This is a genomic window from Flavitalea antarctica (genome assembly GCF_054461535.1).
Genome location: NZ_JBTLQG010000011.1, coordinates 33566 through 48047 on the forward strand (window position 1 = coordinate 33566; position 14482 = coordinate 48047).

The following is a 14482-nucleotide window of genomic DNA, read 5'->3' on the forward strand; positions in this document are numbered from 1 at the left end:
TAACCAGCTTTATGGCATATTTATTTTTTAACCAGGAAGAAATTGTAGAAAAAGGTGGCCTGCATACGGCATCCGAAATCCAGGGGCAACCGGCCCTTTGGCAGGAAGTGTATGATCTGGTGTTTGCACAGAAGAAAGCCATCAGGGAATTTCTTGCACCCCTGCTTGCAAACACTGATTACCGAATCATCTTAACTGGTGCGGGATCTTCGGCATTTATAGGCGAATCTGCACAGGGAATTGTCCAGGCAAACACCAGGAGAATCACACAGGCGATAGCAACAACAGATCTGATAACCCATCCCGAGTTATACTTTCTCAAAGAAGTGCCGACATTGCTTGTGTCATTCGCAAGATCCGGCAACAGCCCCGAAAGTCTCGCAGCGGTACAAATGGCCAATGATTACTGTGACAAAGTGGTCCACCTGGTAATTACCTGTAACCGTGATGGTCAGCTGGTGAGGGAGCGTTCATCAAACGCTTACAATCTGATCTTACCAGAAAAGGCGAACGATAAGAGCCTTGCCATGACCGGTAGCTTTACAGCCATGCTTTTATCGATCATACTTGTATCAAAGATCGAAGCGTTGGAAACTTTGCTGCCTTCGCTGGAAGTGTTGATAAGCGATGGAAAGGAACTGCTGGGAAAGCATTTGCCTAAGATCAAAGCAATTGCAGAGCAACCTTATGAAAGAGTTATTTTCCTGGGTTCCGGACCGTTACTGGGAATTGCAAGGGAATGTCATCTGAAACTCCAGGAACTGACGGATGGAAAAATCATATGCAAGCATGATTCGTTCCTTGGCTTTCGCCATGGACCAAGAGTGGTGGTAAACGAAAACTCACTTATTGTCTATCTTTTTTCGCAGGATGAACATGTATTTTTATACGAACGTGATCTGTGTTTGTCAATTGATGCTGATGCCCGGAACATTCCCACCGTCGGGATCAACCAGCGGATAGAAGCACTAAAAAACTCGGCGCTTGATATTACGTTCTTATCGTCGTTAAAAGATAATACCGAATTGTCTTTTATCAGCGCGACGCTGGTGGGTCAGATACTTGGTTTTTTCCATTCAATTTATGTTGGACTACAACCTGATAATCCATCTGTATCCGGTGCTATCAGTCGTGTTGTACAGGGAGTAACCATCTATCCGGAATCCATCTCAGTTTAACAATAAAAGTTTATTCTTATTCTCACTAGCGTTAAGAAAAGCAAACAATAGATTATGCGTAAAGATGTACTGGTAATAGGGGAACTGAATGTTGATATTTTATTAAACCGGCTGTCGGCACTTCCGGTAGTGGGTCATGAGATACTCGCTGAAGATATGGTTTTTACGCTGGGCAGTTCTTCGGCCATTTTCGCTGCCAATCTTGCATCCCTTGGTATTGCTACTTCCTTTTGCGGGATGGTCGGGAATGACATATTTGGAAACTATATTGTTGGGGAACTCGTGAGCCGGCGGGTAGATACAAAACTGGTGATAGCGGATGCCAGATATAAAACCGGAATAACGGTGGTGCTGAATTACGAGCAGGACCGTGCAAATGTTACTCATTGCGGAGCAATGGAATATTTTGGGTTCAATAATATACCGGTGGACAAGTTTACGGAATTTAAACACCTCCATCTCTCCTCATACTTTCTGCAAAAGGGTTTGCAAAAAGATATTGTAACTGTTTTCAAAACGGCCAAAGAAAAGGGCCTGACAACCTCGCTCGATTTACAATGGGATCCCGCAAACAGCTGGGAGTTTCCTTTCCGGGATTGCCTTCCTTACGTTGACTTCTTCTTACCAAACGAAGCAGAGATACTTGCGCTTACTAACACGACGCAGGTGAGTGATGCCCTCGAAGTGCTCAATGATTTTTGTAACACAGTGGTAGTGAAAAGAGGGATCAACGGTGCACTTGCGTACGATAAAGGCACCTATACTGAAGCAACACCTTACCTCCACTCGCATTTCGTGGATGCCATTGGTGCGGGCGACAGTTTCAATGCCGGATTCATCAGTAGTTATCTGCAGGGCAAGTCATTGTATGAGTGCCTGCTCTTTGGTAACCTGACCGGCGCCATAAACACAACCGCCCCGGGAGGAACCGGTGCCTTCTCAGACCTGCCTTCTTTCGCCCGGAAAGCAAAATCAATTTTCCAGATAGAACTATAGATATATGACTTTACAGCATAAGATGAAGTTGCTCACGGAGCAGAAAAAGGGATTGCTGGCTACAAATTTTTACAACCTTGAGACCTTGCAGGGAGTACTTAAGGCCGCCAGTGAACTGAATCAGCCTCTGATACTACAGCTTACAAGCAGCTCCATCAGCTATATGGGCTTATCGACGGCTGTCAATGCAGCACGGACCGGCCTTAAAGAACATGGAGTAGAGGGTTGGCTGCACCTGGATCATGGTGATTCTGTAGAGCTTGCACAGGCTTGCCTTGATGCAGGCTTTGATTCGGTTATGATAGATGGTAGTGAATTGCCTTTTGTCGACAACATCAGGCTTACCAAACAAGTGGTCAAAATAGCCGCTGCCTACGAGGCCAATGTTGAAGCTGAACTCGGATACGTTGCGAAACTCGGCCAGTCTCATTTGCATAATGGATTTACAAGAGTTGAAGAAGCACAGACTTTTGTTGAAGAAACAGGAGTCGATGCGCTTGCTATCGCAATTGGTACTGCGCATGGATTTTATAAAGAAGAGCCTAAACTCCGGTTTGACTTATTGGCCGAAATTCATTCAAGTATTAAAAGCATACTGGTGTTGCACGGAGGCTCTGGCGTACCCGCATCACAACTAAGACAGGCAATTTCGCTCGGCATCTGTAAGGTGAACCTCGCCACAGAGATCAAGAACGTTTTTATGAAAACGCTTCAGACCGTTCTGAAGGATAGTGAAGAGATTGATCTGAGAAAAGTATTTCCGCCGGCTACAAACAGCGTTACCGAGTTAGTAAAAGAAAAACTGAGAATCGTCCAGAATAATTAAGAAACAAACTGCAAAAAGCGAGCTATCAATTGATAAAGCCTTTTACTTTAGTAGTCTTTACTGAAAATAACCCGGGTCTGATTGTCAGGCTCGTGACAATGATTTCCCGCAGACGGATTCACATTGAAGGCGTCCATGTTGAATCTTATGCCGAACAGAAGATTTATCGTTTTGTGTTGTCAATAAATGAAACTGAGGAGACAGTTCGAAAGCTGATGCTCCAGATCGATAAGCAGGTGGAAGTATTTAAATCGTTTTATCATAGCGACGAAGCGATCGTGATGGAGCAGCAGGACCAATATTTTCAAATACATCTTGCACGGGTAAAAACTGAAATTAAACACGCGATATTTGAAGACAGCATCATATAAAATTTAAGTATGGAAAATTATTTGAAGCGACGTGACTTTGTTAAAAAGGCTGCAATGGGTGGAATAGGTTTTAGCCTGCTTGCCAATTCAGCTGGTTTATTTGCTAACGGCAGTTTGAAAATCAATGATGTTGCCCCCGGAAAACGTGTTGGCCTTATTGGTTTGGACACCTCGCATGTGACAGCAGTGACCACAAGTCTGAACACCCCTAAACCAGGGATGGATTGGGGCGGATATAAAGTGGTGGCTGCATATCCTACTGCAGGCAGCGCCGATATGAAGGAAAGTATCGGAAGACTTGCAGGCTTTACGGAAACCGTGAAAGGCCTCGGTGTTGAAATCGTGGGCTCGATTGAGGAGTTGCTGACAAAGGTCGATGTGGTATTGCTTGAATCGGTTGACGGACGCCGGCATCTGCAGGAAGCCCTGCCCGTTCTTAAGGCACGCAAGCGAATGTTTATAGATAAGCCGGTCGCAGCTTCGCTAAAAGATGCTATGGCGATTTATGCAGCAGCGAAGAAATATGACTCGCCGATTTTTACAGCGTCATCGTTAAGATACATTCCCGGTGCGAAAGAAATAGCCGGTGGTAAAATAGGCAGGGTTCATGGTGCAGATGCATATGGCCATTGTTATATAGAACCACATCATCCCGATTTATTTTACTATGGGATCCATGGAGTAGAGATACTGTATTCCATTATGGGTACGGGGTGTCAAAGCGTATTCAGAACTCATCGTCCTGATAGTGACCTCGTAGTTGGTACCTGGAATGATAATCGGATAGGAACATACCGGGGCACAAGGTTTGGCAAAGGCGATATGGGTGTAACCGTTTTTGGTGAGAAAGGAATAGAAAAATTAGATAAGTCTCCGGGTTATGATCCACTCTGGCAAAAGATCATTGGGTTTTTTGATTCAGGTGTAGTTCCCGTATCAGAGGAAGAAACGTTGGAAGTTCTTGCGTTCATGGAAGCTGCAGATGAAAGCAAGAAAACAGGGAAAGAAGTGAAGTTGAAGGAGGTTTTTGACAGAGCCGGAAAAAAATGAAGCCATCAGCCATAGGGCTTCAATCATAATTTAATATTTCGACGACCTGATTTTTTGAAAGACTTATACATGAAACGGTTGCTTTTGCCCGCTTTTTTTTATTGCTTCATCTTCCCAATGCACGCACAGACCACTGGTGTTGTTGCGGGTGAAAAAGATAAGGCTGCTATCTGGACCGAATTGGCGCCATTTTTCAGTGCGCCGGCCGGGTACAGGGATCAATATGGTGCTTATCGTACACCATTAAAATTCTACAGCGGAAAGCCGGTTAAAACCGCAAAGGACTGGCTGGAAAGACGCAAAGAAATTCTCCGGGAATGGACCACGATTATGGGGGAATGGCCGGCACTACTTACTGATCAGCAGATGCAGTTTCTCGATTCCGTGCAGATGCCGGGATATAAGCAATACCATATAAGCTTTAAATGGCTTCCGAACGAACAAACAGATGGCTATCTCCTGGTTCCTGATGATCCATCTGTACCTACCGGGCAATCGGTACCTGGTAGTGAACCGCAACCAAATAGTGTCAGTGTATCTCCTGGCAACGCTAAACGGCCGGCGGTCATTTCAGTTTTTTATGAGCCGGAGACAGGAGCGGGCCTGGGGAAATCGGAACGAACAAAAAATAAGGCGGACTTTGCCTATCAACTGGTGAAACGCGGCTTTGTTACTCTTTCAATCGGTACAACAAAAGCAACTGAGGCAAAGACGTATTCCTTGTATTACCCCACAGTAGACAATGCGAGTGTACAACCATTGTCGATGCTTGCTTATGCTGCTGCAAATGCATGGCATGTGCTTGCAAATTATTCCGGAGTCGATTCCACAAGAATTGGCATTATGGGCCTTTCCTTTGGGGGGAAATGGGCGATGTTTGCATCCTGCCTTTTTGACAAGTTTGCCTGCGCTGCCTGGTCCGACGCCGGCATAGTGTTCGATGAGAAACGTGAAAACGTAAACTACTGGGAACCCTGGTATCTGGGCTATCATCCGCGTCCATGGCGGGAAAGAGGGTTGATTACCCCCACTAATCCGGCCTATGGATCATACCCCGAATTGGTTAGGAAGGGCCATGACCTCCACGAATTGCATGCCCTCATGGCGCCGCGGCCTTTTCTCGTTTCGGGAGGTGCGGAAGACACAAAAGAACGTTGGATACCTTTGAATCATTCACTTGCGGTTAACCGTTTGTTAGGCTATAGAAACAGGGTTGGAATGACGAATGACCGGACGGAACATTTACCGACAGCTTTATCAAATGAAAGAGCCTACCTGTTTTTTGAATACTTTCTCATGCTCAATAATATTGACAGGAAATCTAAAACAGGCACCAACTTTTAATCTGTAAAACTCAATAATAATTTATCACGAGATAAAACATTTGTTATGCAAGACTCAAGAAGAGCGTTTATAAAAAATACAACAAAGGCAGCTGCGGCAGTTTCGATTGGCGGTGTTCTTCCTGGCTTCAGCGCTAAAAGTTATGCGTCGATTATCGGTGCAAACGAAAAAATCATGATCGCAAGCATGGGAGTTAACAGCCGCGGCTTTGCGCTCGGAAGCAATTTTGCAAAACAGGCAAATTGCGAAGTGATGTATGTGTGCGACGTCGATAAAAGGGCCGCAGCAAAATTCAGTGCTGAAATCCAGAAGATTACGAACAAGGCGCCAAAGTCTGAAGGAGATTTCCGAAAGGCGCTTGAAGATAAAAATCTTGACGCTTTGGTAGTTGCCGCACCTGATCATTGGCATGCACCTGCGGCTATACTTGCCTGTAAGGCTGGTAAACACGTCTACCTTGAAAAACCTTGTAGTCACAATCCACAGGAGGGTGAACTTTTGATGGCAGCAGCAAAAAAGTACAACCGTGTTTTGCAAATGGGCAATCAGCGTCGGTCATGGGCTAAGGTGATCGCTGCAATAGGCGAATTAAAAGCCGGCGTGATCGGGCGGCCTTACTTTGCAAAAACCTGGTACACTAATAATCGTGCTTCTATTGGTGTCGGTAAAGAGGTAGCCGTACCAGACTGGCTGGATTATGAACTCTGGCAAGGACCTGCACCACGCAGGAAATACAAGGATAATGTGGTACATTATAACTGGCACTGGTTCTGGAATTGGGGAACAGGTGAGGCGCTCAACAATGGAACACACATGGTTGACATTGCTCGGTGGGGACTGGGAGTTGATTACCCGGTTAAGGTGAGTTCCAATGGTGGCCGGTACCGCTACAAAGATGATTGGGAAACACCCGACACACAAGTGATCAACCTGGAATTTAAAAACAACACCCTCATGACCTGGGAAGGACGCAGTTGCAATGGCAAATCTCTCGATGGAAGTAGTGGCGGCGTTATGTTTTATGGTGATAAGGGATCATTACAAATAGATGGTAGCAACGCTTATACAATTTTCGATCTTGATTCCAACATCGTGAAAGAGGTAAAGAGTACTGATAACATCGATACGCGAAATCTCGTTAACCCGGCAGAAAAGCTGGACGCGTTTCACCTGGTGAACTTTCTTGAGGGAATCAGTAAGGGAACTAAATTAAATTCTGATATCGTGAGCGGCCACCAAAGTACCTTGCTCGTACAACTCGGTAACATTGCTTTGAGGTCAGGTCAGACGCTGAACATCAACCCGGATAACGGTCACATCATTGGCAATAAGGAAGCAGCTAAATACTGGTCGCGCGAGTATGCACCGGGCTGGGAGCCGAAAGTTTAGCAGTGGTGGCGTATAATGTCAATCACCATAAGGCCCGGAGCTATAAGTAATATTGTTCAACTTTATTATTAACAAAGTTTAAATTTATACAAACTAAAGATGCCACTAAACTTTCTGGATCTCCTGGCGATTGTTCTTTTCTTTTTGAGTATGGTTGTTGTTGGCATCATGTCCTACTTCAAGAGTAAAAATTCTGAAGATTACTTCGTTGCCGGTGGCAAATTGCCCTGGTGGTTGGCAGGAATTTCACATCATGTCTCTGGCCATAGTGGTGCAGTGTTTGTTGCCTATGCCGCTGTTGCCTATACACACGGTTTTACAATGTACATGTGGTGGGCACTACCGGTAGCGTTCGCGATCGTTGGTGCGGCGCATATCTTCCCCGTGTACTGGGTCCGCTTAAGAAGAGAATTTCAAATACAATCACCGCTTGAGTATCTCAGTATAAGATATAATGTTTTAACCCAACAGATCATTGCCTGGTCAGGGGTTATACTGAAAGTGTTTGATGTTGGTGCAAAATGGGCGGCGATTGGTATTTTATTGCATGTCGTTGCCGGTATTTCAATGACAACAGGGATTCTTGTTTCAGGAGTGGTCACAATTATATATGTCACCTTTGGTGGACTATGGGGTGTTATCATCACTGACTTTATCCAATTTCTTGTTCAGGTTATCGGTGGTATAGTGATGTTCGTACTGGTAGTGAACCGTCTTGGTGGTATCAGTTCAATCAGCACCGTCTGGGATCAACTGCCCCCGGCGCATGGCAATCTGTTTAATGATCCTTATTCCGCTGGCTTTGTTGCTGTCATGTTTTTTATTTGTTTCCTAAGTTACAACGGCGGCATCTGGAGCCTTGCCACCAGGTATATTTCTTCCCCAAATGAAAAAGAAGCATCCAAAGCGGCGAGGCTGTCCGGGATTTTATATCTATTCTGGCCGTTGATATTATTCTTTCCCATGTGGGCGGCTCCAATCATTTTACCAGGTTTGCAGAATCCAAATGAATCATATGCCTGGCTTATGTTGAAGATCCTGCCCCAGGGCATGATCGGCCTTGTTGTTGCTTCACTATTCGCGGCAACCATGGGGATGACTTCATCCGATGTAAATACTATTGCTGCGGTAATCACCCGCGACATTCTACCGGTGATCTCACCAAAATTTCGTAGTGATCCAAATGCATTGCGTACTGCAAGAATTACCACTTTCATTTTTACGCTGGCAACGATTATCATCGCCTTAAACTATGAACGTTTCGGTGGGGTATTGGGGTTGATCATAAATTGGTTTGCGGCGCTTTTAGGTCCAACCGCACTGCCTTTGCTTTTTGGTTTGCTTCCTCCGTTTAAGACATGCGGACCAAAAGCTGCAATTGCGTCCATCTTTGCCGGTTTGCTTACATTCATTATTGGTAAGCAAATACATTTCAGTAGCCTTGCGCTCGAGGTAGGCCTCCCGACTTTTGTGTCGGTGGTGGTATTTGTTGGTGTGGGTCTAACAACACGCGTTGTACCTGATAAGGTTACAAAGCTGATCAATGCACTGAAAAAACCTGCTAACTAACCAATAAAACAAACCCTGGCGTTTGAAATGAAGAACAGTGTAGTATATATAAATTGTATTTCCGGGGTGCCAACCGAAGTTATTTTGGAAGATGGAATCCTGTTGGGTATAACTGAGCAGAATTGCGGAGCCCCCGCCGAAGATGTGGCGAGCCTGTCAGAAAGTATCAATACCAGAAGTAAGGCCGATGGCCGACATTATATTGCCCCTGGATTGATCGATCTGCAGATCAATGGAGTTAACGGTATCGACTTCAATGATGTTTCGGTTACAGCACAACAGGTAACCGATGCTGCTTATTATTTACTGAGCCAGGGGATAACAACTTTTTTTCCAACCCTGATTACCAATTCGGAACAAAATTTTTCAAGCATACTTTCAACTATAAGAAAAGCTTGTGCATCTGATCCTTTAGTTAATAGCTGTATTGCTGGTATTCACCTGGAAGGTCCATTTCTTTCCAGTGTTAACGGCGCCAGGGGTGCACACGATGAAAGATTTCTAAAGCTGCCCGACTGGCAACTGTTTGAAGGATGGCAACAAGCTGCGGAGGGCCGCATTAAGCTCGTTACCGTTGCTCCTGAACTTGAAGGCGCTTTTGATTTTATAGAAAAGTGCAGGAACCATGGAATTATCGTGTCCATCGGGCATTCGATGGCAAACTTCGATCAGATCCAACTTGCGGTCAAAGCTGGTGCATCACTTTCAACCCATCTGGGGAATGCCGTGCCACTTAACATTCCACGGCATCCAAACATTTTATGGGACATACTTGCAACGGATCAATTATATGCATGCATAATAGCGGATGGACTACATGTTCCAGACTCGTTTATAAAAGTGGTGATGAAAGTAAAAGGTGAAGCGACACTGCTTGTAAGTGATGCTACCTGTTTTGCCGGTATGGCACCCGGCGAATATCAAAGCCCTATCGGCGGCTCAGTAATACTGGACGCGGAAAAAAGAGTTAGCCTTAAGACTACTCCGGGGCTTTTAGCAGGAGCAGCAAAAAGCTTGTTGGAAAACGTAGAAACACTGACTGCGCATAAGTTGGCGAGCCTTGGCGAGGCCTGGAAAATGGCTTCAGTAAGCGTTTCCGATATGGTTGCAAAACAAGGCATCCGGTTGCCGGCCGGTGAAGATTTTGTTTTGTTTGATGTAGAGGGCGGAAAAATCAGGATCAAAACCGTGATAAAAAATAAAAGAATTGTATTCGGGAATTGATTTTCAAGAGATTTGATCAGCTGGTTTCAGACTGTAATCTTATCAGCAGTAACTAACGATTATCAACGAAAAGCAATTCGGTGTTGATATCCAAAAACAAAAAACAAACAACTACAGTACAAACGTTGTCAATGACCAGAATCACTCCGATAACAAAATTAACCGCCGGCAAACTGAAAGTAAAGGTTTACGAAACAAGGTCAGCAATGGGGGCTGAAGCCGCGAAGGATGCAGCCGAACAGATCAGGACCCTGCAGGGATCCCGTGAAGGGCTTATCAACATCATTTTTGCTGCAGCACCGTCACAAAATGAATTTTTACACCATTTATCAATCCAGGAAGGTATCGATTGGAACCGGATTAACGGTTTCCATATGGACGAATATGTTGGCCTGGAGCAATCCTCACCACAAAGTTTTGCCACCTTCCTGCGGGAAAGAATCTTCGACAAACTGCCACCGAACCAGGTGTATTACATCAACGGAAGCGGAAGTGACACTTCGGGTGAGTGTGAACGTTATGCCAGGCTCCTGAAAGAAAACCCAGTCGACATTGTTTGTATGGGTATAGGCGAAAACACACATATCGCTTTCAATGATCCGCATACGGCAGACTTTAATGATCCGGTACTTGTAAAAACCGTTGAGCTTGACGAGGCATCGAGGCAACAGCAGGTACATGATGGTTGCTTTCCAAACATCGACGCGGTGCCAACAACTGCTATTACGCTTACTGTTCCTGCTTTGCTAAATGCAAGCACCATATTTTGTATGGTGCCTGGTAAGAATAAGGCTCTTGCAGTTTACAGAACTTTATATTTTGATATGAAAGAGATGTTTCCTTCCACCTCACTTAGAAACCATCCCGCAGCAACACTTTACCTCGACAAGGACAGCGCGCAAAGATTATAAAAGTTCCTGACCTCCGTGAACTGCAAGTAGAATTTAACCTTAAACTCTGGTCGTGCGTGTTGAGTCCTGCGCGGCCTAAATAGAAATTGCTTTTATGAAGTTGAGACCTGAATGCCGGGTAGTCGTTTTCCTGTTAATGTTAACCGCAGCTTGTAATGATAAAAAGATGAATGCGAAGTTATCTTTTGATAATTATAAGATTGCTGAAGGTTTCAGGATCGAGCTAGCTGCTTCCGATCCGTTTATCCAGGCACCGGTAGGTCTTGATTTCGATAACCGCGGAAGGATGTGGGTCGTCGAAATGAGAGGTTTTATGCCTGATCTTGAAGGAACGGGAGATGATGAGCCAACCGGCCGGATCAGCATACTTGAAGACACCGACGATGACGGATACGCTGACTGTTATAAAGTTTTTCTGGATGGTCTGGTGTTACCCAGGTCCTTATCTCATGTGTACGATGGTCTGTTGTATACTGCGCCTCCTTATCTGTGGTATGTAGAAATTAACGACGACAAGCCCGGAATGACCACATTGGTTGATTCTACCTACGGCGAAGGTGGAAGTCCTGAAGCCCAGGCAAATGGTCTTATGATGAATATTGATAACTGGATCTATAGTGCAAATTCTCAATACAGGTACCAGATGAAAAATGGCAAATGGATAAGAGAACCAACACCATTCCGTGGCCAGTTTGGTATTTCCAAAGATGATGTCGGCAGGCTTTATTATAATTACAATACAATACAAATTGCGGGTGACTATGTGTTACCAGGTGCTCTTGTCGGCAATCCATATTATAAACCGGCAGAGGGTATAAACAAAGTGTTGACGCGGAACCAAAGGGTATACCCAATGCATGCAACTACTGTAAACAGGGGATATGTTGAAGGCGTTCTTGATAAAGACAGTCTGTTGTTAAATGTAACCGCCGCATGTGGTCCACTGATTTATCGCGGTGGCGCATTTCCTGCAGAATACAATTTGAATGCTTTTGCCTGTGAACCACAGGCCAATCTTATCAAAAGGAATATTCTGACCTTTAAAGATGATTCCACCATAGCAACGCAGGCCTGGGAAAGCCGTGAGTTTCTTGCTTCTACGGATGAAGGTTTTCGACCGGTAAATCTTTTTAATGGGCCCGATGGTGCCATGTATGTCGTTGACATGCATCGGGGTATTATGGAGTACCGCGCCTTCGCCACTCAATATTACAATGCAGGTATTGCCGCAAAGCAACTGGACACGCTGCAGAGTGCAGGGCGGATCCTTCGGATAGTGCCAACTTCCAGCAAGCGCACCAGAATGCCTGATCTTTCTGAAAGCAACTCAGACGAATTGATTGCGATGCTGAAAGGAAAGAATGGCTGGCTTCGCGACAGGGTGCAACAATTACTTATCGCGCGACAGGACAAATCAATCATTCCCGTTTTGCAACAAATGGTGCAGGACAAGACCAACCCTATACCAGCGATACATGCGCTTCATATAATCGAAGGAATGAACGCACTTTCATTTGATCTGCTGTCAAAGGCCGCCCGGTTGGGTGAACCCTTTCTTTCTGCGCATGCGCTGTCTTTGCTCCAATCTTTTGCTACTGGTGAAAACGCTGAGCTTATGGCAGCGCTGGCCAATGGCCTGCTAAAACTTGACAATCCTGTTGTCAATCTTTACCTGGCTACCTCACTTGGTAAATGGACACAGTTGTCGCCCAAAACTTTTCTTCCCATTCTTGTCAGGATGTCGAAGTTATATCCCTCCAGGCCAATATACCAGGAAGGGATTGTCAGTAGCATCGCAGGCTTTGAAAAAGACTTCCGTGATTCGCTGTTGTCAGAAAAGAATAGTGCGTCCAAACCCGGCATTATTGACAATATGCTGACGCTGGTTATTAAAAACAAACAGGAAGGCAAAATGAACCCGATATATGTCGAGGCGCGTGCACCGGTCGATTCAAGAACAAACGGATTAACCTTATTTCGCAACAATTGCGCATCGTGCCATGGTGCAGATGGTAATGGAATCGAATTGGTCGCCCCACCACTGAACGGCTCGGAATATGTTTCCGGTCCGGCCAGCCGGCTTGCAATGATCATCCTGCATGGTCTCGAAGGGCCTATACACATCAATGGACAACTTTACCAGTTCAATAACACCATGCCTACGTTTTCAAATAATCTATCCAATGAACAGATAGTAGACATCATCCGGTTTATGCATAATGCCTATGTTACCACACCAGTGAAGTCTATATCTGCGGAGCAGGTTGAAAAGTTAAGAAGCCAGAAACCCGGAACGCTCACAGAGAAGCAATTGGTTGAGTTGGGGAAAGCCGCAGAATAATGATTGCACACAAAACAAAAACATGAAGCCGACACCGACAATAACTACATCTGCCGCCCCTATAAAACAAAATGGATTTACATCAATGAAAAAATGGCTAATGTCGCTTGGACCCGGGCTTATTACAGCGGCGCTTGTTTTTGGTCCGAGCAAGATTACCATTACATCAAAGCTTGGAGCAGAATTTTCCTATTCACTGATCTGGATCATAGTTGTTGCAATCATTTTTATGGCCGTTTTCACCACGATGTCGGCACGTATCGGTATTGCCACAGATCGATCTCTGCTGACAACCATAAGACAGAAATGGGGCAATAAAGCAGCTCTGGGGATTGGATTTGGAGTTTTCCTTGTTACAGCCTCTTTCCAGGCAGGGAATTCAATAGGTGTTGGCATATCAATGGCTGAACTAACCGGTACGGCAAAAACGCCGTGGATCATAACATTTAATATCATCGCGATCAGTCTGCTGTTTTTCCGTTCCTTTTACAAACTCCTGGAAAAAATCATGATTGCGCTGATCATGCTTATGCTCTTTGCCTTTCTTACCACGCTTTTCCTTGTGAAACCAGCACCTGCGCAAGTTGTGACTGGCCTTGTGCCTTCAATTCCCGCCGGTTCACTTGGTTTGGTGATTGCATTTGTCGCTTCCACCTTTTCCATAGTTGGTGCCCTTTACCAGTCTTACCTGGTACAGGAAAGGAAGCGAATTAATCCTGGTGTCAGGTTGAACCATAATGCGAGCCTGACGGGCATTGTTATACTCGGTGTAATGAGTGCAGTTGTGCTCGTGTGTGCATCAGGTGTTTTGTTTTCCACAGGCCTGCACGTTTCGAGTGCAACGGATATGGCCAAAGCACTCGAACCATTGTTCGGCAGCTATGCATCAACGTTATTTTTACTTGGCTTGTTTGGTGCCTCTTTTTCTGCCCTGATAGGGAATTCTACCCTGGGTGGAACATTGCTTGCCGATACGCTCGGTCTTGGTTACCAGTTGAACGCCAGGACAACCCGTTATCTCGTAGCGCTGGTAATGATTGTCGGAGCCAGCATCGCCATTGCCTTTGGTAAACTGCCACTTGAACTGATCGTTTTTGCACAAAGCATCACTATTCTTATTGTTCCCTTTATTGGTATTGCTTTATACGGTATCGCAAATGATGAACGCCTGATGGGATCTTTAAAAAACTCTCCCAGGATGAAAGTTTTGGCAGGGCTGGGGTTACTGCTGATCATCATCCTGGCAATCGCTAATCTGAATGAACTAATTAAATAACCAGAAA

The 14482-nt window shown here is 45.1% G+C and carries 12 protein-coding genes; all 12 read left to right on the forward strand.

What is annotated here, in order from left to right; translation table 11 throughout:
- Positions 1–11 precede the first annotated feature (11 nt).
- The 12 genes from ACX0G7_RS12470 to ACX0G7_RS12525 all read left to right on the forward strand — a co-directional run bounded on the left by ACX0G7_RS12470 (position 12) and on the right by ACX0G7_RS12525 (position 14475).
- A complete protein-coding gene (locus tag ACX0G7_RS12470) occupies positions 12–1178 on the forward strand; it encodes an SIS domain-containing protein (RefSeq protein WP_458923810.1) in 1167 nt (388 codons plus the stop codon).
- A 54-nt stretch (positions 1179–1232) separates the two neighbouring features.
- Entirely contained in the window at positions 1233–2174 is a 942-nt protein-coding gene (locus tag ACX0G7_RS12475) for a carbohydrate kinase family protein (RefSeq protein ID WP_458923811.1), read from the forward strand.
- A 4-nt stretch (positions 2175–2178) separates the two neighbouring features.
- On the forward strand, positions 2179–3000 hold the full coding sequence (locus ACX0G7_RS12480; RefSeq protein WP_458923812.1) for a class II fructose-bisphosphate aldolase: 822 nt from the start codon (positions 2179–2181) through the stop codon (positions 2998–3000).
- A gap of 29 nt (positions 3001–3029) precedes the next feature.
- On the forward strand, positions 3030–3371 hold the full coding sequence (locus tag ACX0G7_RS12485; RefSeq protein WP_458923813.1) for an ACT domain-containing protein: 342 nt from the start codon (positions 3030–3032) through the stop codon (positions 3369–3371).
- A gap of 9 nt (positions 3372–3380) precedes the next feature.
- Positions 3381–4421, forward strand: a complete 1041-nt coding sequence (locus tag ACX0G7_RS12490) for a Gfo/Idh/MocA family protein (RefSeq protein WP_458923814.1) — start codon at positions 3381–3383, stop codon at positions 4419–4421.
- Between the two features lie 69 nt (positions 4422–4490).
- Positions 4491–5765: an alpha/beta hydrolase family protein gene (locus tag ACX0G7_RS12495; RefSeq protein WP_458923815.1), complete on the forward strand. Its 1275-nt coding sequence runs from the start codon at positions 4491–4493 to the stop codon at positions 5763–5765.
- Between the two features lie 45 nt (positions 5766–5810).
- The gene (locus ACX0G7_RS12500; RefSeq protein ID WP_458923816.1) at positions 5811–7154 is read left to right on the forward strand and encodes a Gfo/Idh/MocA family protein; all 1344 of its coding nucleotides are present in this window, start codon (positions 5811–5813) and stop codon (positions 7152–7154) included.
- Positions 7155–7253: 99 nt separating this feature from the next.
- Positions 7254–8723: a sodium:solute symporter family protein gene (locus ACX0G7_RS12505; protein ID WP_458923817.1), complete on the forward strand. Its 1470-nt coding sequence runs from the start codon at positions 7254–7256 to the stop codon at positions 8721–8723.
- 27 nt (positions 8724–8750) lie between these two features.
- A complete protein-coding gene (locus ACX0G7_RS12510; RefSeq protein WP_458923818.1) occupies positions 8751–9947 on the forward strand; it encodes an N-acetylglucosamine-6-phosphate deacetylase in 1197 nt (398 codons plus the stop codon).
- A gap of 131 nt (positions 9948–10078) precedes the next feature.
- Entirely contained in the window at positions 10079–10858 is a 780-nt protein-coding gene (locus ACX0G7_RS12515; RefSeq protein ID WP_458923819.1) for a glucosamine-6-phosphate deaminase, read from the forward strand.
- A 94-nt stretch (positions 10859–10952) separates the two neighbouring features.
- The gene (locus ACX0G7_RS12520; RefSeq protein ID WP_458923820.1) at positions 10953–13199 is read left to right on the forward strand and encodes a DUF7133 domain-containing protein; all 2247 of its coding nucleotides are present in this window, start codon (positions 10953–10955) and stop codon (positions 13197–13199) included.
- A gap of 85 nt (positions 13200–13284) precedes the next feature.
- Entirely contained in the window at positions 13285–14475 is a 1191-nt protein-coding gene (locus tag ACX0G7_RS12525; RefSeq protein WP_458923821.1) for an Nramp family divalent metal transporter, read from the forward strand.
- The last annotated feature ends 7 nt before the right edge of the window (positions 14476–14482 follow it).

Excerpts from the sequence above, each read along its gene's own strand:
- ACX0G7_RS12470 (WP_458923810.1), top strand. The coding sequence starts at position 12 with ATGGCATATTTATTTTTTAACCAGGAAGAAATTGTAGAAAAAGGTGGC.
- ACX0G7_RS12475 (WP_458923811.1), top strand. The coding sequence starts at position 1,233 with ATGCGTAAAGATGTACTGGTAATAGGGGAACTGAATGTTGATATTTTA.
- ACX0G7_RS12480 (WP_458923812.1), top strand. The coding sequence starts at position 2,179 with ATGACTTTACAGCATAAGATGAAGTTGCTCACGGAGCAGAAAAAGGGA.
- ACX0G7_RS12490 (WP_458923814.1), top strand. The coding sequence starts at position 3,381 with ATGGAAAATTATTTGAAGCGACGTGACTTTGTTAAAAAGGCTGCAATG.
- ACX0G7_RS12495 (WP_458923815.1), top strand. The coding sequence starts at position 4,491 with ATGAAACGGTTGCTTTTGCCCGCTTTTTTTTATTGCTTCATCTTCCCA.
- ACX0G7_RS12500 (WP_458923816.1), top strand. The coding sequence starts at position 5,811 with ATGCAAGACTCAAGAAGAGCGTTTATAAAAAATACAACAAAGGCAGCT.
- ACX0G7_RS12505 (WP_458923817.1), top strand. The coding sequence starts at position 7,254 with ATGCCACTAAACTTTCTGGATCTCCTGGCGATTGTTCTTTTCTTTTTG.
- ACX0G7_RS12510 (WP_458923818.1), top strand. The coding sequence starts at position 8,751 with ATGAAGAACAGTGTAGTATATATAAATTGTATTTCCGGGGTGCCAACC.
- ACX0G7_RS12515 (WP_458923819.1), top strand. The coding sequence starts at position 10,079 with ATGACCAGAATCACTCCGATAACAAAATTAACCGCCGGCAAACTGAAA.
- ACX0G7_RS12520 (WP_458923820.1), top strand. The coding sequence starts at position 10,953 with ATGAAGTTGAGACCTGAATGCCGGGTAGTCGTTTTCCTGTTAATGTTA.
- ACX0G7_RS12525 (WP_458923821.1), top strand. The coding sequence starts at position 13,285 with ATGAAAAAATGGCTAATGTCGCTTGGACCCGGGCTTATTACAGCGGCG.